This window comes from Haloferax massiliensis, from assembly GCF_001368915.1.
In the GTDB taxonomy this organism is placed as follows: Archaea; Halobacteriota; Halobacteria; order Halobacteriales; family Haloferacaceae; genus Haloferax; species Haloferax massiliensis.
Map to the genome: position 1 here is coordinate 233,982 of NZ_CSTE01000002.1, position 26,200 is coordinate 260,181.

Consider the following 26,200-nt stretch of genomic DNA (forward strand, 5'->3'; position numbering starts at 1 on the left):
AACCTGGCCCTTGGCTCTAGCACGATACGCTAAAGCCCAATACGACCTTGTCTTGGGGCTCTCCGAACTTTCACAGCCATATCTATAGATGTTGATAAGAGAAACTGGTTTCTAAAGGACGGCACTCGCTGCGACCAGCGTGAGCAAATCCCACCTTGCAGAACTCTCTTCCATTGATAAGTACCTACTCACGTACGTCTGTACGTACGCTCGTGAGTACACGGACGAGTATGGAGAAAAACAAGCCCTCTACACGCGACCCGTAGGGGAGATTTGTTACGTACCGTGAGTCACCACTTGTCTTTGGGATACCTGATTCCCAGCCGTGCCACGATTTCCTCGTGATTGTTTAGCCACTGAAGCGCTTGATCGATCCCATCTAAAGCTGCCTGGATCTCAGTCGTGTCGACGGAGTCTAGATCCTCAGCTAGCAATCGGTCATCCTTACGAACGTACGACGCACAGAGTTTCGTGATGAGCTCATCCGCTTGACGATGGAGAGCCTCATCTAGAGTTTCTCCGTAGTCTGCGATGGAGTTTCGCATCGAGTCGCCGTGTTCCACCTGTGGCTCACGGGCGGTAACAAACTACCGAGATTGTTCTGACAACACTAGGAGACCACGGAACTGCTCGTCGCTCCTCAGTTCCTCAGCAATAGTCTCGCGCAACGGCCGATAGCAGAACTTGTCCTGTTTCAACTCGACGAGCTAATTAAATCGATCTTGGTCCTGGTCCGTTGATCTAAAACTCATCGCTGACTCACCTCAAACGCGGTTCTTTCGCGTTCCAGTGAGTGCATCTGGCTCCGGTTTTCTTTCCTCATATGAGCGGTCCCTCACTATGATTAATAAACTACGCAAAATACCGACGGCCTGCCTCCTGCGACTCACTTGCCAGAAAAATACTGTAGAGATTACTGTTGACACTCGTATATTCTAGTTCTGTAGCTATTACTTTCACTTCGGTCACCACACGTTATTGTACCTTCAACTGTCAGGTTAGGGTAGTTCAGAAATCTATGACGAGGATCCTCCATCTAAGCGATACACATCTCGGGAATCGCCAGTACGGAAGCGATATCCGGCGAGACGACTTCACGAACGCCTTCGACGCGGCCATCAACCGCGCAGTCAGTGAAGACGTGGACGCCGTCATACACACGGGCGATCTGTTCCACCGTCGGACGCCCTCACTGCCGGTCGTCACGGACTGCATCCAAACCCTCCGGAAACTCTCCGACGCGGACATCCCGTTCTACGGGATCGTCGGGAACCACGACCGGAAGATGGACGAACAGTGGCTGGACCTCATCCGAGAGACAGGCACGGCCGAACGCCTAGACCGCACGCCGACGACGGTAAACGATGACGTCGCGCTCTACGGGATTGACGCCGTCACTAAACCCGCGTGGGAGGCCACTGACTTCACGCTTGACGAGCCCGAGAACGACGACACGTTCTGCCTGCTTGGTCTCCATCAACTGTTCGAGCCACTCGTCCCCGAGTTCTACGCCGACCACGACCTCGTAGAGGTGCTCGAACGAGTGAACATCGATGTCGACGCGCTCGCACTCGGTGACTATCACCAGACTGAGAGCGGCATTATCGACGGCGTCCCTGCGTGGTACGCTGGCTCGACCGAACGCTGTGCGACGGACGAAGTAGAGCCGCGGACCGTCAGCCTCCTCGAAATCGAGGACGGTGAACTCGACCGACGAGAGATCGAACTCGACACGCGGGAGTTCGTCTCGATCCGAATCGAGTTCGACGAGGAGGACAGTCACGGGTACGCACGCGACCAGATCGCACGACACCAGCTCGATGACACGGTTGCTATCGTCACGCTCGCCGGTGAGCGGACACCCGTCACGTCGAGCGACGTCTACGAGATGGTCGTCGATAACGGCGCGGCGGTCTGCAAGGTCGACGACCGTCGTGGCCGAACACAGTTCGATCCCGAGGACGGCCCGCAGGGCGCGATTCAGAGCGCAGACAAACTCATCGAGGAGAAACTCGCCGAGCAGAACCTAAGCGAGATCACGACCGCCGTCGAGGAACGCATTCGGAGCGATGACGATCTGGCGACCAACGAAATCGACGACGTCATCGAAGGGATGATCCAAGACGCCCAGACGGACGCCTTCGCGGATTTGGACGACGCGGATAATGACGAGGTGAGCGAACAGTGAAGATCAACTCGCTCACGCTCCAGAACATCCGGAGCTACGAGGACCAAACCGTCGAATTCCCGGAAGGAACGATCCTCATCCACGGTGAGAACGGAGCCGGGAAGACCTCGCTCCTGATGGGAATCTTCGGCGGGCTGTTCCTCTCGAAGATCCGCAACGTCGGGACGAGTAACTTCACGCTCGACGACCTCGTGCGACGCGGCGAAGACAAAGGAACGGTAGAGCTCGTCTTCGAGATCGACGGCACCGAATACACCGCGACGTGGAAGCTGTACACCACAAGCACGCCGAACAGCGCCACACTCGACGCGCCTTCGTTCTCCGAGCCAATCACCGGGATTGGTCCAGTCCGCGAAGAAGTCATCAGCCTCCTCGGCATGGATGAGGACGACTTCTCCAGTTCGGTCTACGTGAAACAGGGCGAGATCGACCGGTTGATCGACGCCGGCAACCGCGCCGAAATGATCGACAGCTTGCTCGGCCTCGACGAGATCGACGAATACATCGACCGGATGAAACTCGCGCGCCGCGGAGCCGGGCGCGTCCAAGAGCGAAACAAGAACAGCCGTGAGAACTACCAAGAGGACCTCGACGGCTTCGAGCACACCGAACCGGAGTACGAGGACGAAATCCAGTCACTCACCGACCGCATTCAGGAACTGGAAGACGAGATCGAAGAATACGACGAGTTCATCGACCAACTCAAAGAGCAACGCAACCGCATCGAGGGCGACATTGAGGATTACGAAGACCTCGAAGCACGACGCGACGACAAGATCGAACAGATCGAGTCCGCACAGGAAGACCGCACAGACGCGCAGTCCACCATCGACGATAGCGAGTCCACAATCGAAGACGCCCAGGACGACATCGAAGCCCTTGAAGACGAGATCGCCGCCCTCAACGACGAGGTCAAGTACGACCTCACCACGGCAGATAGTGCTCGTGACGCCCGCGAGGAGGCACAGAGCGAGTACACGACCGCGTCCACAGAGCGGACGGAGCGGAAGAACGACTTCGAGAACGCACAAGCCGAGCTAGAACGCCTCGAAGAACGCCTCACCGAAGCCCGCGACGAGCGCGAAGCACGCGTGAACGAGCTCGACGAACTCGAAGCACGCCTCGAAGAGGCAGAGGCAGACCTCGAAGACGCCGAATCGGACCTCCATACTCGGCTCAACGACCGGAACGAGCGCGTCGCGGCGTTCCTCCCTGCGGTCGACGACCCCGACGAGGTCACTGACGAGCACGAGCGCGCCGTCACGGACCGTATCGAGGAGCTCCGCGAGCAGCGCGAAGACCTGACCGGGACGAAACGCGAGGTCACAACGACACGCGAGCACACCAGCAAGGATCTCGAAGACGCGCGGTCTGAGCGAGACGACGCCGAAGACGAGTTAGCCGATGCCGAGGTCGAACTCGCTGACATAGAGGACGACATCGAACGCGCCGAGGACGACCTCTCGGAAGCCGAGGACGAGTTCGAACGCCGTCTCGACGAGCTCGCTTCGCTCGGCTCCGACCTCGATATCGACGTTACCTCGGAGAACCTCGGCGAGCTCCGCGACACGGTCCTCCCGACCCGACTCGAACAGGTCAACACCGAGTTGAACGACGTCGGGAACACTATCGCCGGCCACGAGAACGACATCGAGCGCTACGAGGAGGAGATCGCTGAACTCCAAGCCCTCGAAAACGAAGGGACGTGCCCGAAATGCGGACAGTCGGTCGACGAAACACACGTGACTGATGAGGTTGCGGACCTCGAAGCGCAGATCGATAACGCGGAGTCTGCCCTCGAAGACACGAGAGAGACCGAGGCAGCGCTCCAGTCGGAGAAAGAGTCACTACAGGACCTCCGTGATGATGTCATCGATGTCATTCAGTTCCGCGAGAACACGCTCGTCGAGGCACGGGAGGACGTGACGTCGCTCCGAGACGAGGCGGCCGACGTAGAGAATCACATCGATGATCTTGAAGAGACTATCGAGGCCCGTGAGGCGACGATCACCGAACTGGAGGCTGAAATCGACGAGTTCGACGACCGCGTAGCGGACCTTGACGACGAGATCGAAACCGTCACCGCTGACGTCGAGACCGGGGACGAGGTGCTCGGCACGTTCGACGCGGTCCGTGAGCAGCGTGACGTGGTCGACACGCTCGAAACCGAGATCGAAGACCTCCAGAGCGATATCGAAGACGTGGTCGATACCATCGACACGCTCGACGAGGACATCGCGGACCTCAACGGCGACATCGCTGACCAGGAAGCGGCTGTCGAGGACGCGGAAGCCGCCCTCGAAGCTGCGGACGAGCGCGTCGAACAGCTCGACGACGCTCGGAAGACGGTCGAAGACGCAGTCGAACGCTACGACGACATCGCCGACCTTCGAACCACGATCCAGCAGGAACAGCAGTCTATTCAACACGCGCGTGACCGGATCGAGGATCTCAACAGCCAGATCGCCCGTCTCCGCGAGGAGAAAGAGGACATAGAGGACAACCTCGGCGAGAAGGATATCGAGGATCTCCGGGACGACCTGGACCAAGTCGAGGAACTCGTCGAGAAGCGCCAGGACCAGCGCGACGACCGGCAAGAGGAACTCCAAGATACCCGTGACGAGCGGACACGCCTGGAAGCAGACCTTGAGAACTTCCGTGGGAAGAAGGCGCAGATCGACCTCTTGGAGCGGAAAGAGCGCTGGGCGCAGGAAGTCCACGACGAGCTGGACTCGACGATTGCCATCTACGAGAGCACGAAGTCCGACCTCCGCGAACAGTACCTCGCGTACATCAACGAGTACACGAACGACATCTTCAAAGAGATCTACAAGAACAGCAGCTACCAGCAGGTCCTCATCGAGGAAGCGTACAACGACCGCAGCGGGAGCTACGAGTACGACATCCGTCTGCTGCGCGACGACGGAACGACCGAGGACCCGAGCAACGCCAGCGGCGGCGAGCGCGCCATCGTGAATCTCGCGCTCCGCGCCGGCATCTACAAGCTCATCGCTGAACTCCACGGCGGCAACCAGGGCCAGCTCCCGCCGTTCATCCTCGACGAGCCCACGACATTCCTCGACGAAGGCCACGTCGGCCAGCTCGAACAGATGCTGACGACGATCCAGGAGTGGAACGTCCCGCAGATCATCGTCGTTTCACACGACGAGAGCCTCATCCACGGCGCTGACCACGAGTGCTACATCACCATCGACGAGGCGTCGAACACGAGTCAGATCACGATGCGGACTGCGGGGAACGACTGAATGGACGCGGACGCGCTCGGCATCGTCCGCGAGATGTTCGACCACATCGACACGAACATTCCGCGCGACGTCACGTCACAATCCGAGTACGCGCGCGAGCTGTTCGCTCACCTCGCACTCGACGGCGGCCGCGTGAGCGCGCTCGACGACCCGTCATACCGAAAGACACGGATCGACGAACTTGGGACGTGGACTGGCGACCCGTGGGGCAGTCCAACGTACGGGCTCGACGCGAGCACCACCCGGCCCTTAGAATTCAACAACGGACTCATCGTGGACACAGCGTACGCCAAGATCGGCGTCGCCGGCGCGAACGCGGACAAACGCATCGAGGACACGGGCACCATCGAAACCGTCGTCTACCTCGCCGACAGCGAGAGCACGCTCCACCCCCAGCAGTTCGAAACGAACCACGTCGCCGGTGAAGTCGTCCAGTTCCCGTCGACCCAACGCTCGGCGACGCTCTCGAAGTCCGTCGCCACAGCCGCACAAGGCCTCGCGGAAAGCTCGCACGCCGCTGCGAACGTGGATGCGTTCGATGGCGTGTTGTTCATCGACGGCGCGGTCTACCCGCTCGGCGTGCTCTACTGGGTTCTTCTCGACAAAGTCGGCCGGACGACACCCGTTGGGACGTGGAAGAAACCCGACGAGATCGTCCGCAACTACATCGACGTGATCGACACCCAGTACGAGCAGGGATTCCCCGTTGTCGGCGTCGTCAAGACCTCCACCATCAGCCAACTCCTCGACGCCCTCGACGAGAAACTCGGGGCGAACGATATCACGGGTGAGCGCGGGACAACTCCGGACGTGCCGTGGACGCGCGACCACCAGTTCATCGCAGAGGTACTCCGCGACGAGAGCCTCGAACACCTCACGTACACGTCCTGGTTCGTCCACGAACAAGCCCCGGTCAACGGCGAGGCGTTCGAACTCCTAGAGCCCTACAGCAGCGAGCTCTCGCACGGCGCACCGGAAGACTACCGCCGTGCGTTCTTCTACGTCCGACTCCCGAAGACCGGCGGTGTCCTCCGCGTCGAAACGCCGCAGCTCATGATCGCCGACGCGGCGACACGCGACGAACTCCAGTACAAGGTACTGAAAGAGATTGCACAGACGCAAGACGTGCCGCGTGCCGTCAAGCGCGCCGACCGCATCGCCCGAGTGAGCCCCGAGAACCGCGACACGATACGCGACTTCCTCACGACCGCCGACTACGCCCACGACTACAACTGGGACGGCCGCTGGAACGACATCGAACAACCACCAGAAACCCAATTCCAACAATGAGCGACGACCTAGACGATCTCCTCGAAAACGACCCCGGCGCAGACGACGAATCAACTGAAACCGAATCCACCGCCATGACCAAACAGGCCACGGATGGTAGTGCTGACGTCGAATCCGAAGCGAACGTCCCCGAGACATCCGTCCCGAACGCGCTGACCGATTCCGACGAAGACGAGCTCGGCCACATCGTCGCCAGCGAAGAAATCCACGTCACCCGCAGCGACTACAAAGTCAACGCGTTCGTGAAAACCAACTGCCGTGACGACGTCCGCGTCGGCGACTACGTCCAAATCCCATACCCCGAACCAGACCCGACCGAGCAACCCGACGAACTCTTCGCCATCGTCGACGGACTCCGATACGAACCCTACACCGAACTCGACGATAAATCCGACACCCACAACCGGATTACGGCAGCCCACACCCTCGACGAGACAGAATTCGTCCTCGTCGCCGAACTCGAACCAATCGCCATCATCTCCGCCACTGACGATGACCTCGAACGCAGCATCGTCAACAAAATCCCGAAACCCAATACGCCCGTCGCACTCTCCCTCGACGAAGAATACCTCCGAACCGGCCTCAACATCCCGCACGACGGCGTGTTCGCCGGATACCTCTCTGTCGGCGGCGACCGAATGACCGTCGACGGCGACCCACTCCCCTACTTCATCAACAACCCCGGCATCGACCCCGTAACCAATGAAATCGAATCCGGTGAACCCGCGATCTTCCGGCACACCCTCGTCGCCGGCTCAACTGGGAAAGGGAAAACACACTTCACGAAGAACCTGCTCCGCCAGTTCGCCACCGATAAGCGATACCCGATAGAGAACCACCAGACCGGCGACACTGAACACAGCCGCCTCAACCTCGTCATCCTCGACCCCGAAAACGAATACTCCGAAATGCGGAACGACAACCCCGAACTCCGCAACGAGGACGAACTCATTCAACGGCTCGAACGGCAAGGCATCGAAGTCGGCGGCATCGACAACTTCGAGACATTCATCCCGGACATCGGGAACACCAACGACCCGAGTACCGGTGAGAGTCGAAGCCTCACGATCCCCTTCTCGCTCGTCGAGCACCGCCCGCAGCTCCTCATGCCGTACTCTCCGACGGAAGTCACACGCGGTGCCCTCGAAAACTGCATCGACGCGTACTTCTCCGACACTAACACGCCGACGTACGACGGGTTCCTCCAGTACCTCCGCACCAACGAAGACTCGGAAAGTCCGCTCCGCCAGCGGTACAACATCGAAGACGGCACATGGGGCGCAATCATGCGTCGCGTCACCGACGCCGCCTACCGCGACGTCTTCGACCACGGCACCAACCCCCTCCCCGACGTGTCAAACGCCGTGTTCCGCGAAGGCCAAGTCACCGTCATCCCAACCAGCCACCTCCACGGCGCAAAAGAAGAACTCACCGTCCTCTCCATCCTCTCCTACATCATCGACAACAAAATCGACGACTACGACGTTGATCCCAACGTCAAAGACACCCCACTCCTCGTCGCCGTTGACGAAGCCCACAACTACGTCTCAGACCCGGGAACCCTCCGCGAACAATACATCGTCAACCGCGCCCGCGACGCCGTCAAACAAGGCCGCAAAGACAAACTCGGCCTCTTCATGATCACCCAAAACCCCGAAGACATCGACGGCGACATCCTCAAACAAACCAACACCAACATCTTCCTCGGCCTCCGCGAAGAAGTCATCACCAAAGTCCCCTCCATCCCCCGCGGCTACGAACAAGACCTCCAAAAATACGGAAAAGGCCAAGCCGTCATCAAAGCCCCCGACGTCGAAGCCGTCGAAGTCAAAGGCCTCCCCTACTGCCTCACCCAACACAGCAACTGAAAAGCCTTGGAAGGGCTCTGGTGAATCACTAGACGGCGTCGGTTTCGGCCGTTAGAATTTGGAAGATGAAGCGGGAAACCGTCGATGCTCTATGTCGAAAATTTCCCGCTTCACGAGCAAAGCGGTCACGTTGGCTAAAAATGTTGTTGGTGACCGAGGCGAAGTCGCCGCCCCCGAAGGGGGTGGCGGCTTCGCCGACTACGCCCTTGTATCGCTCCACTGTCTGCGGATTTACCACGATGAGTCGTACCGCAACGCCCTCGATCTGCTGAGCGAAATGCCGCATATTTGTGGGGAGATCGGCCTCGAAGAGGGCGATCTCCCTGACCACTCGACGTTGGTTAAGGCGTTTGATAGGTTTCAGATGAAGGTCTGGCGAGTGCTGCTGCGCCTGTCGGCGCAGCTGCACGACCCCTCGGGTCACGCCGCCATCGATGCCACGTTTTTCGACCGCGAAAACGCTAGCAAGCACTACTGCCGCCGCACGAATCACCGCGTTCAGACACTCAAAGCGACGGCTCTCGCCGATACGCAAACCCAAGCTGTTCTCGACGTTCATTGTACGACCGAGAAAACCCACGACACACAACTCGGCTGGCAGGTCGCCTCCCGCAACGCAGGCGACCTGCACAGCCTCGCCGCCGACAAAGGCTACGACTGGATGCAGTTACGTGAAAGACTCCGCGAAGAAGGCGTGAGACCGCTGATTAAACATCGCATCTTCCGGCCCATCGACCACGCGCATAACGCGCGGGTCGATGGGCCTCGATACCGTCAAAGATCGATGTGTGAGACGGTTTTCTCGTCGATCAAGCGCACGCACGGCGACGCCGTGCGAGCGCGAACGTGGTACCGTGAATTTCGTGAACTCGTTTTGAAATGTGCCGTTCACAACATCAAGCGTGCCGCAACATAGCCAAATCAACCGCTGTATGGCGATTCACCAGAGCCCTTGGAAGGAGTTTCTCTATTGCAGCATCTATATTCTATCAAAAACCGAGAGTTCTGAAAGAGTCAGCACATCCTCTTTTCTTAGAAGTGTGAGTGACTGGCGGTCGGACTTTTTATACTCATTGACGAGAAAAAGTTTGCCGACAATATCAATTCAGGTTACCTCCATGAGTGTCTCTGTAGACTTTAGCAATATTAGACCGGTTGAAGACTCGCGTAGGAAGGGGTTTGAAGAACTGTGTAGCCAGATAGCACATCAGTTCGAAGAGGTGTCTGATTCTTGGAATTATACACGTCTTGGAGATCCTGATGCAGGGATTGAATGTAAGTGGGAATCTCCCAGGGGCGAGGTCTGGGGGTGGCAAGCCAAATATGTCGACAGTATTGACAGCAGTAGTCTGTCACAGATTGATGATTCAATTGAGAAGGCATTAGATACGTATAACGACCTAAGCCGGTACTTTGTATGCGTCCCTTGTGATCGACCGCATAGTCCAGACGACGACGGCAGAACAAAGACCGCTCTGCAAAAGTGGAATGATCGAAAGGAAAAGTGGGAGCGATGGGCTGATGAACGGGACATGGATGTTGAGTTCGTTTTCTGGGGTCAGTCACAGCTCTACGAGTTTTTAAGCGATGAAAAGCACAAAGGTCGGCTTTACTTCTGGTTTGATTCGGAACAACTCACAGAACCCAAGCTGAGTGAAGAACTGGAGGTGACGATCTCAAATGCTAATGATCGGTATAGTCCGGAGCTTCACGTGGATACCGGAAGCGCAGATATATTTGAGCCATTAGGTCGGACCCCCTGTTTTGTTGAAGATGTTGAGGAGCGCTTGGAAGAACTGAATAATAAAGCAGGAGACTTGTTCACAGAAAGTTCGATTGAGAGATTGAAAGAAGCTGATGAAGAGGCATTCCTTGACCTGCGTGACGCTATTGAGAAGATCCCCGTTCTGCTTGAAGATATTGAAGAGATTCAAAAGGAGATCCCAATTTCAGAGTTACAAGATGTAAGTGAGACTGCTCATGATGCAATTTGGGATTTGGATTCTGCACTGCAAAAGTTGCAGGAGGAAGGCGAAGAAGGGGATGAAAATGCTTCAGATGACTATACATCCTACTCTTTCCGCCAGCTTCGGAGTGAAGTCTATAATTTCAATAATTTTGTAGAAACTAGTGATTTGGAGGTGGCAGAAACGGCAGGACTGAAGCTGCTCGGCGACGCCGGTATGGGGAAGACCCACCTACTATGTAACGTAGCTAAAAGGCGAATGAAGAACGGTCACCCCACCGTTCTAATGTTAGGAGAGAATTTCACTAACAGGAGTATCTGGTCACAGATAATTGAACGCTTAGGGTTAGACTGTACTACTGAAGAGTTCCTGGGTGCGTTAGATTCCTTTGGGGAGTCGCGCGGTGTCCGATCCCTGCTAATGATTGACGCCCTGAATGAGAGTCCTGATCCACGGATTTGGAATAGTCGGCTTCCGGGCTTATTGAAAAAGCTTGATAGCTATCCACACATCGGGCTGTGCGTCAGCTGCCGGTCAGGGTATGAGGATCTGGTCATCCCTAGTAGCATTGGTGATGGCTTAGTGGAGTCCCGACATTACGGATTTCACGAGGTCGAATATGAAGCGGTGCGGAAGTTCTTTGATGAACACAGCATTGAGCATTCCTCGATTCCTGTTCTCCAACGTGAGTTCCGAGTTCCTTTGTTCTTGAAGTTGTTCTGTGAGAATCTGGAAAATCAGGGGAAGAGCCGGGTATCCCACGGTCCAGAGGGTCTGAGTGAGATCTTTGAGGGCTATATTGACGGGATCAATGAGCGGCTACGCTGGCGATTGGATTATGATCCCCGCGCTAACCTGGTCAAGCGATCCGTCGAAGCATTGGCTAGAGAAATGGCAGAGCGAGGAAAAGGGACAAAGCGTCTACCCAAAGAGGTGGCGAAAGAGATCGTTGATGATATCTTTTCTGGTACATCCTACTCTGAGAGCCTCTATGGGAATATATTGAGTGAAGGTTTGATCTCGGAGGTCGTTAATCCGATTGGGGGCGATGTGAGTGAAGCAGTCAGATTTTCCTACGATAAATTTGCGGATCATATGCTGGCGCAGCAGTATTTAAAGATATATGTGGACGGAGACTTTGAGCAGGCTCTTGCAGAAGAGGAGGAGTTACAGAAGATCTTTGAGAGCCCTAAGCAGTATCCTGGCTTGATCCAGGCATTTGCAATTCATCTTCCTGAGCAGGAGGGCGTCGAAGTCTTCGAGTTTATTGATTCAGAGGAGGTTCTAAAGCCGTTTATCAAGAGCCTGGGGTGGAGACATCCTCAGTCACTAACGGGTTCTGACGGTGAGTTGAAAGAGGATATAGAGGAGTATCTGTGGGAGGAGATGCATCTTTTAGAGGATTTGTATGAATTATGGCGTGTTCTTCTCACATTAGCCACCAGCCCGGATCACCCAATGAATGCAGAATATCTCTATCAAGTTCATATGGGGCAAAAAGTGGCTCAACGCGATTTCAACTGGTCTACGTTCCTTCACAAGGAGTGGAGCGATGACACTTCTGAGGTGTTCCGTTTGGTAAACTGGGGATTCTCCTTGGAGAACAACCCGATTGAGTCACGCGAGTCAAAGCGTCTGATCTCACTTACTCTTTCCCTGTTCCTCAGTTGCCCTAACCGGTTCGTCCGCGACCGTGCGACTAAAGCAATGGTCAATGTCGTAGGGTCCGACATTGACCTGTTTATTGAACTGATCGAACGCTTCCAAGGCGTAAGTGATCCGTACATCTTGGAGCGTGTTTATACAGCTGCATATGGTGCCGTCCTCCGCAACAAGGACCACGATGCAGTAGCTGAAATTGCCAATACAGTATTTGAGATAGAATTCTCAGAGAACGACCCTATCCCGCATCTACTGGCAAGGGACTATGCACGAGGAATAATTGAATTAGCGGATTACCGGATCGGTGATTTCGAGGTGGACATAGAGAAGGTGAGACCGCCTTACGATAGTTCGTTCTCTATTGAGGTGCCTTCACCGGAGGAGTTGCAGGAGAAAGTTCAGACGTGCCTTGAGGAGTCTGAAACGGATGTGAATGCGCGGTTCTGGTGGGGATTAGTGGGATCTGATTTTGAGGGTAGAGGATCGAGTGATTTTGCCCGGTATATCGTTGGTAGTAATCATAGTGCTGGCAAGGTCCATGGGTTTGACTTTCCTTGTGATAAGGCTCTTCGCTGGATAACTAAACGAGTATTTGACCTCGGTTGGACCCCTGACAACTTTGGACAATTCGATGACCGCGTCAACAGAGGCTTCCATGGGAGAATGGGAAACAGGAAGCCTGAGAAGTTCAGTAAAAAGTATCAGTGGATCGCGTACCATGAGTTAGTTGCCTGGGTTACCGATAACTATGGTCTCTCTGATTCTCGAAGAGGAACTCCGTACACCGGTCCTTGGACGTATTTCCGGAGGGATATCGACCCATCTGTTCTAGACCCTGTTTCGGAACCGGAGCGATCTCTGGACAACGTCGTTGATTTTGACTGCCTTGTTGATGAGGTGCCACTTGATGAGTGGGTCTCAAATCACGAGGATTTCCCGGAGCTAACAGATCTACTTGAGGTTTCTGTGGATGGTGGGGAGTGGCTGCCATTAGATAGTACGTATAAGTGGAGAGCCGATGAGAGTCCTGAATCAAGTATAACGCGGGAAACGGTTGTTTGGATTGAATCTGTTCTCGTTCACGAGGATGACGAGGAGACTCTTCGAGATTGGATTAGAAGGGATTGGATTGAGAGTGGTGAGATTGAGAGTAACTTGGTGTCTCTCGGTCAGGTGACCCAGATTCTTAGAGGAGAATATCCATGGCATCCTGTAGTTGAAGACCGGTGGGAGGAGAGTGGTGATGCAATTAGAGGTGCTCCGATTGATACGGAGAACACCACGCTTGACCTGATCTGGGAGGCGGAATATGATTGTTCTATTCAGGAGAAATACGGGATGTTTGCCCCGACTCCGTATCTCTGTGAATTACTGGATCTAGAATGGATCATAGATACGAGAGAATTCACGCAGGATACGGAAGCTCCAATTCGGGTAACCGATCTCTCTGAATCAGGGGGTTTGATGGGGAGAGTAGATTCCTTATCGATGCTTGCCGCAGAGAATGGCATTCGCGGTGAGTTAGAGAATGAAGGGTTATCGCTTGTCTGGATTGTGAAAGGTGAAAAGAGAGTGTTAACCGGGGATCCCGCAGGCAACCAGCTCGGTAAGAGTCAAATCCGGGCAGCATATTCACTTAACGCTGACGGGGAGTTCGTTGGAGAAGCGACAAGCGACTTCCATAGCTGGGATTGATCTGATGACCGCTACGCTCACTGAACCGACTGTTCTCGCTGCCGCGAAGGACACGCTCTACCCGACTCTCCATGATAGCGCAAATCACTACGCTGTCACGGAAACACAGTTCACACAGTCAACTTGGGGCGGATGGACAATCCCGGAAGAACTCCGAACCCGACTCTCACCTTACAATACGATACGTCTCGCCGAAGGTGAGCCCGATTTGCTCGGGGTCGGTATGCCAGCACTCGAAGTGTTGAATGGGGACGCCGCATCCACTCCTGTCGCAGTCATCGAAGCGAAAGGCCACAACTCAGACCCAGGTGCAGCGGACGTGACTCGCGGTATTAACCAAGCACACGCGCATCTCTCCGAAGTCAACCTCGGGTACGTCGCTGCCCCGATCCAGAGCATTACTGACACAGCACGCGCACTCGCCCGCGATCTCAACGTCGGTATCATCGGTGTCGAAAACCGCTCACGACGCAACACTTGTCGAACCCGCTCGCGTCACCGGAGCCGGTGACTTCTCAACCACCATTGACGCCATCCGGTTCCAAGCAACCACGCACCACCTCACCGAAGGCAGCTTCCCAGTCAACCACCCGAAAAACTACCTCGGCTGCGTCCTCGCCCTCACCGCAGACGGCAATACACGAGACATCTACGCCGATAAGATAATCAACAGCGTGTCAGGCGGCCGCCGCGTCGCAATCCTCCTCGGATTAGTAGATGATCGTCCCGATGGAGAGACGCTGACACACCTCGGGCTTGACCGGATGCGAACAAACGGCCTTGTCCGTCCCGTCGTTCGCCCTAGTATCTCTTGTTGACGGAGTACAGTCTGAACCAAATTTCATCCACAGCACTCTCAACGAACTTCCATCAATATCTCACTCTGCTATATGAGACCACTGTGAGAGAGCACAAACCACCAGCCCGTTACGACCAACCCGCATCTTTACGCATCACGTCGTCACGGAGATTCTCTATCGTCTCTACGACGTCATCTTCCTCCATCATCTCCACACGCCGAACCGTCAGTTCCTCCCGTAAGAGCGTCGTCGTCCGGCTCACGATGTTACTGTTAGACGGTGGGTCGTCGTACGTACCTTCTTCTTTGATTTCGTTCAGTGTGTCGTGACATAGGAGATCACCGCAAGTATGTGTAACGGGGACGTACCGTGCAAAGTCGTGGTCCAAGATGTCGTTGGCGAGTTCCTGGAAACTGAGGACTTGCTTCGTTCTACTGTAGTCTCGATCATCAACGTCTCCTGATTCACCTTCCTCGTAAGTGAGCTCAGCACCCCACCAGATCCGGTGAAGTGCGTTGGAGTAGGCGTCGGTCCCTGCCTTCAGGAACTTCTCCTCCATGTTGCCCGGACTTTCTGGATTGAAAACGTGGTCCCACCGATAGTGGACGAACTCCGGAAACCGAACGACACAGAGGTAGTGCCACAGGCCCGCGTCTGCCGCCTCGTTCCGCGTTAGATCGAGAGTACGGTGAAGTGTTGGTGCTAGCTCGGCGTCTATCAGCGAGTCCTGAGCGTCGATATCTTCGTCAGCACGGATCTCCTCAATCCGCTCGTCAACCGGACTCAAGTCTATGGAGCGACCGAGCGGTTGTAAGTACGGACGGAGGTCATCCTCCGTGAGGTTTCGCTCGCCAGCGAGGAACCGATTGTCGATCATCGGATGGGCTGCACTCTGCAGGTGGAAAAGCTCAGTCGTCACTTTGGATCGCCTCCTCGATCAGGTTCGTCGTATCGGACGGAAGGTTGTACTGCTGATGCACCGCACGTTCGATCCGCTGAACGAGGTCTGGGACATCAACGTGACTACGAACGTCCTCGGCGAGTTGGATCTTCGCCTCGTCATCACCGAGATCTGGGTACAAATCGTCCAAAAAGATGCCCAATACGTCTTCCTGCCAACTGTACTCTGGTTCGCCCGTGTCAGGGCTCGTGTCACGTGCCGTCTGCATCAGTAGTTGCGTCCAAACGGAATGTTCGACGTAATCGTAGAGTACGTCACGCAGCCGGGGTGGTCCGCCTGTCGCCCCCGTGTTGTTTAGAACATTGATTATTTGCGGGTGTTCCTTGTTCAGATATAGCTGTGGGTTCCGAGGTGCCTCCAAGCTAAGGTAGTGGATATGGTTCTCGTCGGGGAAGCGGTCGTAGTCGCTGAAGTCTTCGATGATCGGCATGAGAAGACTTCCACCGTCGTCCCTCTCGTCAAGTCGAACGATCCACGAGAGCCCGTCAGCGACTCGCGCGCCGACCTTGGACGCGTGCTTCGATCCACTGGAACCACCTTTCTCAGTTCTTGTGAGGAACGGCTTGATCTTCACTCGTCCACGGTGGTCGTCACGGTTGATGGACAAGGTGAACTCGTGGGTTCCTCCTTCCAGCGGTGAGTCCGTGAGGATCTGCCGGTCTCGACTCATTGCGAGTGGATTCTCCTTCACTAGTGCAAGCCGCCCCGGCGTCTCATCCCACTCGTTGAACGGGAATACGTCTTCAACAGTGTCCTGATTGATGGTCACGGCACCTTCCAGCTCCAACGTCTCCCAGTTACTCTCGTCCACCAGCGATAGATATTGGTCTTCCTCGTCAAGATCGCCTCTCTCACCGAGAAGAGCGCCATCCAGGCGGAACGATTCGACGTTGAATTCGAGCGCCTCTTTTTGATACTCGTGCGGGAGTGATTGGCTGACTAAACTACCCGTCCGGACGTCTTGTTCCTCTTTTTCGTCCGGCTCAGCTCCTTCAACCTCTCCGTTGACCGTCGCCATTACTTGTCCCTCCGTTCTGCTACGTCAACCGACACTTTCATTCTGGTCTCTACCTGTCTGTGATCTTCTGTCGACACGCCCTCGAAGGACACCTTTGACGTGCCAGGAACTGGCTCCAGCCGTCCCACTTGGACGCCCTTCTGCTCGGGGAGCGATATCGAGACACCCGCCGTATCTGACGAGATGTTCTGGACGGGCAAGCGATCCGACGTTGCTCTCTCCTCTGCCATCCGGATCAACGAAACGGTGACCGCTCGTATCTCGTTACTATCGCTCAGAGGCTCCACCTCTCCGTCGAACGACCAGTGTGTGTACACCTCGTCGAACGAGATGTTCGTATCTCCGGTGACGCGCTGACTGCTAGGCGACTCACGCTCAGCACTTCCCCCTCGTGATTCGTTCCCGATCTTGAATCGGTTTCCCAGACGCTGAGGTCCGGTCGTGCCTCGGTCTACGTTGGGTGCGACGAGTCCGCGTAAGGTCTCCGTCACGTCAGATTTGATACCCTCTACTGCGGTTCTGAATCCCCGAGAGTAGGTGTTGGCCAGTGTCTCAGTTCGCACCCATTCGTCGTGCTGAGGTGGCTCTGCAGCAGTCAGGAACTCCTCTACGATAGTTTCTGCCTTTCCTGGAGCTTCGTCGGTTCCCCACGGTCGCGCGCGCCCACCGAGTAGAACTGCGTGGAAGTCTTGGTTCCCTACGACGACTCGATCTCGGTCGTAGTACTCGACGACCATCCCCGCACCCCGGACGAACGCCACCTGGTTCCGATGCTGATACTCACCCGTATCTGCACGCCGAACCAGCAAGTCCAGTTGGCCATCTGTACCGTCCCCCCCGTCGCTCTTTTCAGGTACATCGAGCGATATGCTCGCCTGCGCGACGTCTTCTGGATCGTCCAACTGGCTGACCGAGTCGTCACGGTCGTCCAAGCAGTCCGTGAAGGGCTTGTACTGTGGATACTCGCCGATACTTGCTTGCTTCGTCTCACCGTCCACTTCGACTGCGACCTCTAAGTCACCACGATAGACTGCAGGCCAGAACCACTCGATTGCCATCTCCGTGATCTGGTTTGCTAACTCCTCGTCGTCAAGTCGTTCTTCGGCTGTAGGCACGCGGAAATCAACGACCTGGATGCTCGTTCCCGGTGCGTCTGGACGCTCCAACTGGAGGTTGTCCGCTATCGATTCGGCTTCGTCTCCCCAGATGGACTCCGGCCTCGCACCCTCCTCGTCCCCGTTCAGATTACCGTACCAACCGTGTCCTTGAAAGACCGTATCGCCGTCTTCGGACTTGTGCGTCGGCAATCGCGTTCGACCGATCAATCGGGGGGACTGGTCTGTCGGGTCGGGTTCGCTCAGCGTCGAATTGAACATGACGAGTGAGAGGCCCGAGTACAGCCAGAGGACAGCCTTCCCCAGACCGTAACTCCCCCCGGCGGTGTCCCCCGACTTACTGCTGAATAGCACGTCACGGACCAGCGCGGTGAAGTTCGACTCGTCGGCGTTCTCCTCACCGAGGAGTCCCTCCGTGTTCTCGTCCTCGATGGTCAGAATGCGGATTTCCTCGTCGTCCTTTATTCGCTGGATCGCCTCAGCGATGTGTTTCCCGCTCTTCGTGTCTGTCGCTAAGTTGGCGTGCTCGGACCACGTCTCGATGTCGAGTGCTCTGAGGTACTCTATTGCCTCGTCACCCTGTAAAGATTCCAGCTTGAACGTCACCCGTGCCGGTTGATCGTTTTCCAACCGTGCGTCGTTCGAGTTCTGCAACACCTCCCGAACGAAGGTCTTCAGCCCGGGTTCACCGTGTGACATCGCGTACTTTGCGACGTCGTCTCCGTATCGAGCATCAGTCGGTCGAGACGTCGTGAATCCCCACTTACCGCTCATCACGACTGCTCACCGGTACTAGCGAATGTGGCCGCAGACATATCGGAGAAGCATGCGATACGATTCATAATTGGCACAAATCTCCCGTGCCGACATAAATGTGTGCGGTGTGTTGTCGGCGTAGTCACTCGATTAAGTTCAGAACTGTGCCTTTGGGGGAATGCCGGTGGCCAAGTAGTGTGCGCCGACGAGGTCGTGACGGACTTCGCTGAGCTCACGCGACCGACGGTGGGTGTCAGAGCTTAGCCCGTCAAGGCTGACGACAGAGAAACGCATATCCTCTCCGTATTCACCCTGCAACTTGAAGAGGCGGCTTGATATCGACCCGGTCGTACCCACCTCTTGAACCGTTCGATTCCACCGTTCCCCGGTTCCCTCCCACCACAGTCGAAACGCGTGTACTCCACTACTGTCAATCACGCCCCGCTCGGAGAGTGGGCGACTCTCGGTCCAGTTGAGTCCCAACCAGTTCTGGGCGGTCACGTCACGCCAAGGTTGCCACGACGGGATGGTGTACGATGACCGTTCTGCGGCGTCCTTCAGCTCCCGGTGCAACTTGCCGTGGGACCTGCTTACGTGTTCAACTGGCTTTCGGTTCAGTTGGACCATAGGAGTCCAGCCAACCTCTCGCCGACAGATGGCCACCAGGGTTGCTTCGATTGCACGCCGATGCCTCCGATTTGACGATATCGGGGGTGTCGTGACAGAAACCTCCATCTCACCTCCCACAAGATCAGTAATCTGCCGAAGGGCACGGGCCGCGCCGTGTTTGTCTCCAGTCTGTTGATTCGATCCGCTCACCCCAGCTGACAGACCAAGCCCTACGCGCTGTCGCACACCTCCTTCTGATCCCGACTCTCCGACGTACATCAAACCCGGAATTTCTGAATGGCGAACTCGGTAGAGACCTGGGCGGCGTGGCAGTTCGTTACGAAGCGTTTTGTGGTCCCGAAGGTCGAACCATCTCGACCAATCGAGTCCCATCCAATTCGGGGACTGCGGTTCCGGTTCAAGACGGGTGAGTGGTCCAGGGACGTCTAGGGTTCGTGTCTCCACCGCAATCCGCCGGGTAGCCCGGTCAACAGTAGCGATTTCCGACTGAACAACTGATTGAGGAATCGAGAGTAAGCGGGCGATTGCGCCACTACCTGGGACGTACTGTGAGAGGATCCATATCGTCGCCTGCCGATTCGTCAGTCTGGTCCTGTCCGACACCGCTACGATGTCACCGATAGCGTCTGCAGGGAACTCTGAACACGAGACGACGAACCCACCACTGCTCCCCTCAGTTCTGTCTCTAACTACTTTTTCGACCTGCTGGTCGTGAGCTGCCGCCACGGCGTCACGACCGCCTTCGGTGAGTCCGATTTGACTGGCAGCAGCATCCCAGCATCCGTCACCCTCGGCTAGTACGTACAACAGCCCGTCGTCACTACGTCCTACCGGCAGAGGGTCGAACCCCGTGAAGAGAGTCTCAACATTGATGGCGGGCGCATTTCGTACTTCTCGAAGCGCTCTAGCAAGTGAATCGGCCTTGATGGAATACTGAGTTGCGACGGATTCGACGATGTCACGAGACACGGGTACCCCTACGAACGGATCTCCAACGTACGACGTGTTGGACCCCCGGTCCAAATACACGTGACACTCGTCGTCGCTCATCGGAACTCGTCTAACTGGCGATTGTCCGCACTTTTGCGTTTAGTGTCCATCCGCTCGTCGTAGTCGGAGTAGTCAACCCGACCTTCCGAGATGCCTTGCTCGTCCTCGTACACCATCAGCCACAACCGAACCAGATAGTAAATGTACGGTGCAGGTATCGCGTTTTTCGCCAGATGACTCTTCGGATACGGCCCCGGTGGGTAGTTCTTGACTGCCGCCCACCACTCTCTGGAGCGCTCCGAAAAAAAGAACGACGAGGTTTCCGCCTTATTAGACGATCCATCTGTCGTCAAAAACTGGCGCTCACGAGGGGGTTGTGGCACCTTGAACGAGGTCTCGAAGGCGCGCTCGTACTCAATCGGCATACCGAACATCCGCCCATTCAGAACGGCGGGGTCGTTGAGTGGTGCGCGCGGAACGTTTTCGATGATATGGTGGTCACAGTACTTCTCCGCGAGTATCCGCGCACTCGGGATCATGTTTTCGTGCTTGTCGGGGTCTCCTGAGATGCTCGTCGTCGCAGCCCATCGGGAACAGACCGGGTGGAACAGCCCTAAATCGAACGTGACGTCGTCCTTGACAGGAAGGTCCCACTCCTTGTCCTTGATGTGGGCATCTGCTTTGATCGGTGTGCTCTCGTTCGTGTCTTTGGGATCGATCCCGACACGAATTACATTCCCGAAGTCGCTGAGTACCTCTGATTCCGTGCCGTAGTCCGCGAAACAGTGGAGGATGAGTGGTTCTTCACTCGGTTGGCCCTCGTTAGACGTCATTGGCGATCACCGACCGTTCGCTCGTCACAACGGTCCATGTTGAGAGGACCGCCCCGAAACCACAGATGTACAGCAGTTGCGTAGATAGTCACTGGCTGGCAATAAAACACGCGAGCGAATAAAAACCACCATATAGAGACAGCCTTCCGCCCTCCCTCTATTTGATTCCAGAGGCTAATTTCGGATTTATTCCAATACAAGATCGTTCAGAGTTCAAATCCTTCGCTACGAGTCGTGGTCTCGATATTGGTTACAACAATTCTCGCTCACCATCCACCGTTAACTCGTACCCGACACCCCGAGTTCCGACGCGCTTTCGAGAGACTAGACCGAGCTCGTTCATTCTGCCGATGAGTCCAGAACGGATTGTACTTGCCTGTGCCGAGGTCCAGTCTTCGGAGAGTTCTGCCACACGCTCACTGAGGGGATCTGGTCGATTGACGCCTCCTACAATCGCTTCGGCGACCAATTCCATTGCGTTGTACTCCGCGTGTAGTTCACTATTTACGTGGTCTAAGTAGAATCGTCGCTCACTTTCGGAGAGTGGGTTATCGCTCCGAAGACTCTGGTCAAGGACGGGGTTTTCGACTCGGGCGAAATCGAGGCCTGCATCGGAGAGGCCGAACTCACGCGTGCTTGGGGAGATGTTCACGAATTGGAGGTTGGGTAGCGAACCAGTTAGGCTGCCAGTCGAATCGATTTGGCCCACGAAGTGTGTTTTGAACCGATTCAGGGAGCTCTCAACTTTATCACCCGTCGGAAATCCAGCCGAGAACTTTTCACCACGACCTCGGCCCGCTTCCTTATCGATCTCTTTCAACTTGTGACCATACGCTCGCGCAACCGCTGCTGTCTGCTCACGAAACTCGTCGTAAGCGATCCCCCCCGCACCCGCCTTATCTAATTCGATGGCGAGTCTCCTTACAGAGACCTTCATCGGGAGGATGCGGTTGTACTGTCCCCACAGCGGACCAGTATCGATTCGACTCGGAGAGGGTGGATCAACCGTCAAGACGTCGAAATCACGAACGGAAAGATCTTCGAGTTCAGAACTATCCTCGTTGGTACCGGGCGTTTGCTCGCTAGCCAAAGTCTCTCCGAAGGAACTTTGCTCAACCTCCTGACTTCTGGGTTGAACAGCCTCACTGAACGACATCAGTGTCTGTTGTTCGTCGGATTCTAGCCTCAACTGTGTGTGGAGTGCCTGCTCCAGAAACTCCTCCGGACCCGCGTAATTACCCTGCTCTATCGCGGATCGAATCTGATCGACGAGTTCTGAAGGGATATCTACAACGACTCGCATTTATTTGCTCTCTTGATATATTTCGCCGATAATCTCTCTAAGTTGCTGATCTGTGAGGTGTTCCTCACTCGTCACCGACCATTGATGACTGACTGCTTTCGCGGTTCTTTCGACGATCTCGTTATCCGATTCGCGGTTCGCTATTCGAGAGAGAACGCGACCAGTACGAGGTCGCCTGAGGTCCATCCTGTCGAATATGCGTTCGGATTTGTACGTCGTTTTAAGTATCGCCTCTGTCTCGCTATAATCCTCGCCATCTCTGGTAAACTCGGCCATGAACCAGAGGCGTGAAAACGCGTTCGTGTAGAGATCTTGGGTCGAGCCGAGGAACTTCTCAGTCATCGACTTCTTAGTCCGGTTGGGACCTGTGCGTGGCCAGCGGTACCGAACGAAGTCTGGACGCCACCCAATCGACAGATAGTGCCAGATCCTTGGATCGCCGGCATCCCGGAGCGGAATATCGATGTATTTTCGCACAGCCGGTGCGACGACCGCGTCTATAGCTTCTTCACCGGGATCTAGGTCACTCTCGGTGATGACGTAATCAAGGACTCGTCCAAGGTTTGTAAGATTCGCAGTGTGTCCGGTGTCTGTACGATACTCTCTGAGGCGGTCCTCAGAGTAGCGAGGCGTGTCTCCGTGCATCAGATCCTCTGTGACGAGGACTGAGGCGTCAGTACCCAGTCTGTAAAGTGTTTCTTGGCTCATATGTTTAGGTCAAGGACGCGTTCGAGGGATTCGTGTGGAGCGCGGCGGCGCTGAACAGTCGTGGTGATTGAATTGAGCGTGTCCGATAGATTACCCGGCTCGATCATCTCGCTGACCTCGTCCGGAGTCTTCCCTTCGAAAACATCACTGCACACGTCGGTCAGCATGCGGTCTTGCCAATCGAATCTCGTTTCGCCGTCGATGGCGTACAGTTCTGCTGCTTGAAGCACGAACTGTGTCAGGATCTGGGTTCCCTGAAGATCGACGACTAGCTGCCGAATCCGACCGCGAGAGTGTTGTCCTTCGTCCTCAAAGAATGACTGAAGGAACCCGTGGTCGGAGTTAATGAAGAGCTTCGGTTTGGCTGGGTCGGTCAACTGGAGGTACCACATATTCCCATCATCGGCGGGGAAGGGAGCATCAGCAAACGACCGGGGGATAGTCGGCAGATTCTTCGACCGACCGCCAAGTGGATCGTCGATATCGAGGTGTCCCGAGATACCGTGGGCGAGTTTTCGTCCTACGCGCTCCGCGAATGGTGGTCCTGAGTGGCCAGATGGTTGTTTCTTCAGTCTCTTCGTCCGTACCAGTAGCGGTGTGAGTTCAACTCGCCCCCGGATGCTATCGTACTCAAGATCGATTGTGTTGCTGTAGGTTCCGTCAGTGAGTGGTGGACCCTCAACGACAGTCTCGAACCGATGGTGATTCGTGGGGCAGTACGCAACGACGACTAACGCTCCGTCGTAGGGGTCAGAAGAGGGGAACACCCTGTTTAGACTATGCTGAGTGACCGACACTTCGACCGTAAGTTCGCCCGTAGCCCAGGTTTCCTCTGATGCGAGATTTAGATTCAGAGTGTCACCGAGGGACCGACTCACCCCGGTGTTAAGATCGTACTTTACGAAGTCGAAACCTAATACTTCACCGGCGTACCGATAGGGGTACGCGTCTACACGTTTGTGGCCAGAGTTCGTGCTCATGGTTGACCTCCCGGGGAGAGGTCGTACTCAAAGTCTAGACGAGTTCGTCCTGCGAGAATCTCGTCACCGATAGCGACCGACGAAAGCTCGAAAGTGGTTCGAGTCGTGTGCTTCGTGAACTCGTAAGTTATCTCTCCGTCACGCACCGTGGGTGCCGAGTCGTCGGGAGACGACCCCCTATCGATATCGATTTGATCGATGGTCTTGTTGGACCCATCAACTTCGTCAATCGAGATCGTCAGCGTCCAGTTGTTCTCCGGTTGTGTATCGAGTTCTATCTCCCCTTGATAGCGATGTGCACCGTCGAACCAGCTGTCCAGCTGGACGACGTTGAATGGTGAGTTTCCGCCCCCGCCCCCGCCACCGTTTCTTTCACCAGAGGTCCCGTGATCGTCTTCGAAAAACGGGAACTCCTCCCCCAGGTTCTTGACTCGTTCGTCATCGTCGGTTTGAGCGCCACCGAGTATCTGTTGTAGCTCTTTCTTTACTGTCGTCTTGAGGAAGGAGACGATACGTTTAGAGGGATTTTCGTCGTCGTAGGCGTTCGCCAATCTCGGTGTGGGCTCTTCCCAGGTATCGTGGGCCTCGGGCTCGGCATCACGGAAAAAGAACTCGATGGCTTGGTCGCCTGGATCCGGTATGTCTTCGGCTTTGAGGCCCGGTGGATGTTTGGCCCCTCCCGCAAGCAGGAGTGCGTGGAAGTCTTTGCCCGTTGTGCGAGAGGCTGACCCGTAGTTCCTATACTTCACGACGTGACGTGGACCGCGGAACATCGCCACTTTGTTCCGATACTTTTCGAGATCGTTCTCGTCAACAAGCCTGACCACAAGGACGAGTTCTCCCGTTATCTCTGGTTCTGAATCGGTTGGGGGGACCTCAAACTCAATTTCTTCGACCGCGACAGTGCCTGGATCACCAAAGTCGTCGTCCGGGTTCTGCCAAGCCTCGTAGGCTTGGGCGTAGGGAGACACGCGTGGGACTGACTTCGGATTGACCTCACGGGGTGTTGAGTCGTTCGGGCCTTCAACAGTTACCTCAATGCCGTCATCAACGATGAGTGGCCAGTAGTAACGCGCTGCGGCTTCATAAATAGCGTCAACGATATCTTCCGGCTCTCTCGTCGCTCGTGTTCGCTCTCTGAAACCGACGACGAGCGAAGTCGTCCCGTTTTCGCCAGTTCGGTCCAGCCTAAGCGTCTCGGCGAGGTTACTTGGGACTGGCTGAAGTGCGACCGACCGGTCGTGCGAACCGTCGTCAACACCGAGCCAGCCGCCGCCCTTGTACTCTTCGCCTCCGAGTACGTGGTCAGGGAGGTCTAACCGGCCAACGAGTTTCGAATCCGTTTCAGATGCGGCGAGACTATGGAAGAGAACGAGTTTGAACCCAGAGAACGCCCACAAAACCGAGGCACCGACACCGTGGATGCCACCACCTTCTTTCTTGCCAGAGCTAGCGAAGTCTTTGACGAGATCTGCGTAATTGGTGTCTCGACTATCGTCGTCTCCGTCTAAACCTACTGCGTGAGTATCTTCGATGCCGAGTATGTAGAGTTCCCCTTCGTCAATCTGGTCAAGGGCTTTCTGGACGCCGAGCTTCTCGTCGTTCTCCGCGACGGCTTCGAGATGGGGCCGAAGTTGTTTCCAATCGATTGCATTTTTGAAATCCTGCAGTTCACTTCCCTCAAGACACTCGAAAAAGAAGTTGATCTGTGGTTTCTCACCGGTCTCTCTCGCGTCGTAGGTGTTCTGGATGAGTTCTCTGGGGAGGGTTCCCAGTACTGAATTTAGTGCGAACTCGGTTTGTGGTGTCCCGACGAACGTCTCGTCCGAATCCAACTCCTTGAACGTTGCATCGAGCTTTGTGTGCGCCATGTGTTTTGTGTGTATGTCTGTGTGAACCGTGAATATATCAATGTTTGCCTGAACTACATGAGACCGGAATATCACCATACCCACCCGAAGATCGGCTAATATCGGTTATTCTGTCGATTCCAGAGCCCGTGAGGTTGTCAACGCTTCAGTGTATCGGGTTGTTCAACTAACCTGATTGCCGTAGACCAATCTACACATAGGATTATGGTGTGTTTGTCGGGTTTCCCATTGTTGGCACGTACACTGAGACTCAGTCGTCAAAGTGCTCACAACCTGTGGGCGTGCCCACACGGTAGAAC

16 protein-coding genes are annotated in these 26,200 nt (G+C 55.7%); 7 read left to right on the forward strand and 9 right to left on the reverse strand.

Going from position 1 to position 26,200, the window contains the following annotated elements; all coding sequences use genetic code 11:
- Positions 1-919 precede the first annotated feature (919 nt).
- The 7 genes from BN996_RS05355 to BN996_RS20475 all read left to right on the forward strand — a co-directional run bounded on the left by BN996_RS05355 (position 920) and on the right by BN996_RS20475 (position 14,754).
- On the forward strand, positions 920-2,188 hold the full coding sequence (locus BN996_RS05355; RefSeq protein WP_226908703.1) for a DNA repair exonuclease: 1,269 nt from the start codon (positions 920-922) through the stop codon (positions 2,186-2,188).
- Positions 2,185-5,454, forward strand: a complete 3,270-nt coding sequence (locus BN996_RS05360; protein WP_089777499.1) for an AAA family ATPase — start codon at positions 2,185-2,187, stop codon at positions 5,452-5,454. The genes BN996_RS05355 and BN996_RS05360 overlap by 4 nt, the downstream gene beginning before the upstream one ends.
- Positions 5,455-6,744, forward strand: coding sequence for a DNA double-strand break repair nuclease NurA (locus tag BN996_RS05365; protein ID WP_089777500.1), 1,290 nt, complete (start codon positions 5,455-5,457; stop codon positions 6,742-6,744). It abuts the gene before it with no gap.
- A complete protein-coding gene (locus tag BN996_RS05370) occupies positions 6,741-8,612 on the forward strand; it encodes an ATP-binding protein (protein ID WP_089777501.1) in 1,872 nt (623 codons plus the stop codon). The genes BN996_RS05365 and BN996_RS05370 overlap by 4 nt, the downstream gene beginning before the upstream one ends.
- A gap of 91 nt (positions 8,613-8,703) precedes the next feature.
- The gene (locus BN996_RS05375) at positions 8,704-9,528 is read left to right on the forward strand and encodes an IS5 family transposase (protein WP_089777502.1); all 825 of its coding nucleotides are present in this window, start codon (positions 8,704-8,706) and stop codon (positions 9,526-9,528) included.
- A 202-nt stretch (positions 9,529-9,730) separates the two neighbouring features.
- The gene (locus BN996_RS05380; RefSeq protein ID WP_089777503.1) at positions 9,731-13,936 is read left to right on the forward strand and encodes an NACHT domain-containing protein; all 4,206 of its coding nucleotides are present in this window, start codon (positions 9,731-9,733) and stop codon (positions 13,934-13,936) included.
- 449 nt (positions 13,937-14,385) lie between these two features.
- Positions 14,386-14,754, forward strand: a complete 369-nt coding sequence (locus tag BN996_RS20475; protein ID WP_226908704.1) for a hypothetical protein — start codon at positions 14,386-14,388, stop codon at positions 14,752-14,754.
- A 109-nt stretch (positions 14,755-14,863) separates the two neighbouring features.
- On the opposite strand, the gene BN996_RS05390 is transcribed toward BN996_RS20475, so the two are convergent.
- The 9 genes from BN996_RS05390 to BN996_RS05425 form a co-directional block, all read right to left on the reverse strand.
- Positions 14,864-15,655 carry a DUF6339 family protein gene (locus BN996_RS05390; protein ID WP_209446885.1) on the reverse strand — a complete coding sequence of 264 codons (792 nt, stop codon included), beginning with the start codon at positions 15,653-15,655 and terminating at the stop codon, positions 14,864-14,866.
- On the reverse strand, positions 15,645-16,715 hold the full coding sequence (locus tag BN996_RS05395; protein WP_089777505.1) for a hypothetical protein: 1,071 nt from the start codon (positions 16,713-16,715) through the stop codon (positions 15,645-15,647). The genes BN996_RS05390 and BN996_RS05395 overlap by 11 nt, the downstream gene beginning before the upstream one ends.
- On the reverse strand, positions 16,715-18,604 hold the full coding sequence (locus tag BN996_RS05400) for a hypothetical protein (RefSeq protein WP_139043105.1): 1,890 nt from the start codon (positions 18,602-18,604) through the stop codon (positions 16,715-16,717). The genes BN996_RS05395 and BN996_RS05400 overlap by 1 nt, the downstream gene beginning before the upstream one ends.
- Before the next feature lie 138 nt (positions 18,605-18,742).
- Complete coding sequence (locus tag BN996_RS19715; protein ID WP_139043106.1) at positions 18,743-20,266, reverse strand: DUF8048 family protein; 1,524 nt, start codon at positions 20,264-20,266, stop codon at positions 18,743-18,745.
- Entirely contained in the window at positions 20,263-21,039 is a 777-nt protein-coding gene (locus BN996_RS05405) for a hypothetical protein (protein ID WP_089777507.1), read from the reverse strand. Before BN996_RS05405 ends, BN996_RS19715 begins: the two co-directional genes overlap by 4 nt.
- Before the next feature lie 250 nt (positions 21,040-21,289).
- Positions 21,290-22,342 carry a hypothetical protein gene (locus tag BN996_RS05410; RefSeq protein ID WP_089777508.1) on the reverse strand — a complete coding sequence of 351 codons (1,053 nt, stop codon included), beginning with the start codon at positions 22,340-22,342 and terminating at the stop codon, positions 21,290-21,292.
- Entirely contained in the window at positions 22,343-23,050 is a 708-nt protein-coding gene (locus tag BN996_RS05415; protein ID WP_089777509.1) for a DUF6339 family protein, read from the reverse strand.
- Positions 23,047-24,030 carry a hypothetical protein gene (locus BN996_RS19720; RefSeq protein WP_139043107.1) on the reverse strand — a complete coding sequence of 328 codons (984 nt, stop codon included), beginning with the start codon at positions 24,028-24,030 and terminating at the stop codon, positions 23,047-23,049. The genes BN996_RS05415 and BN996_RS19720 overlap by 4 nt, the downstream gene beginning before the upstream one ends.
- Complete coding sequence (locus BN996_RS05425) at positions 24,027-25,979, reverse strand: hypothetical protein (RefSeq protein ID WP_139043108.1); 1,953 nt, start codon at positions 25,977-25,979, stop codon at positions 24,027-24,029. Before BN996_RS05425 ends, BN996_RS19720 begins: the two co-directional genes overlap by 4 nt.
- Positions 25,980-26,200 lie beyond the last annotated feature (221 nt).

What these genes read in the sequence shown, in the direction of transcription:
- BN996_RS05365 (WP_089777500.1), top strand. Translation starts at nt 5,455, where the DNA reads ATGGACGCGGACGCGCTCGGCATCGTCCGCGAGATGTTCGACCACATC.
- BN996_RS05370 (WP_089777501.1), top strand. Translation starts at nt 6,741, where the DNA reads ATGAGCGACGACCTAGACGATCTCCTCGAAAACGACCCCGGCGCAGAC.
- BN996_RS05375 (WP_089777502.1), top strand. Translation starts at nt 8,704, where the DNA reads ATGTCGAAAATTTCCCGCTTCACGAGCAAAGCGGTCACGTTGGCTAAA.
- BN996_RS05380 (WP_089777503.1), top strand. Translation starts at nt 9,731, where the DNA reads ATGAGTGTCTCTGTAGACTTTAGCAATATTAGACCGGTTGAAGACTCG.
- BN996_RS05395 (WP_089777505.1), bottom strand. Translation starts at nt 16,715, where the DNA reads ATGGCGACGGTCAACGGAGAGGTTGAAGGAGCTGAGCCGGACGAAAAA.
- BN996_RS05400 (WP_139043105.1), bottom strand. Translation starts at nt 18,604, where the DNA reads ATGAGCGGTAAGTGGGGATTCACGACGTCTCGACCGACTGATGCTCGA.
- BN996_RS19715 (WP_139043106.1), bottom strand. Translation starts at nt 20,266, where the DNA reads ATGAGCGACGACGAGTGTCACGTGTATTTGGACCGGGGGTCCAACACG.
- BN996_RS05405 (WP_089777507.1), bottom strand. Translation starts at nt 21,039, where the DNA reads ATGACGTCTAACGAGGGCCAACCGAGTGAAGAACCACTCATCCTCCAC.
- BN996_RS05410 (WP_089777508.1), bottom strand. Translation starts at nt 22,342, where the DNA reads ATGCGAGTCGTTGTAGATATCCCTTCAGAACTCGTCGATCAGATTCGA.
- BN996_RS05415 (WP_089777509.1), bottom strand. Translation starts at nt 23,050, where the DNA reads ATGAGCCAAGAAACACTTTACAGACTGGGTACTGACGCCTCAGTCCTC.
- BN996_RS19720 (WP_139043107.1), bottom strand. Translation starts at nt 24,030, where the DNA reads ATGAGCACGAACTCTGGCCACAAACGTGTAGACGCGTACCCCTATCGG.
- BN996_RS05425 (WP_139043108.1), bottom strand. Translation starts at nt 25,979, where the DNA reads ATGGTGATATTCCGGTCTCATGTAGTTCAGGCAAACATTGATATATTC.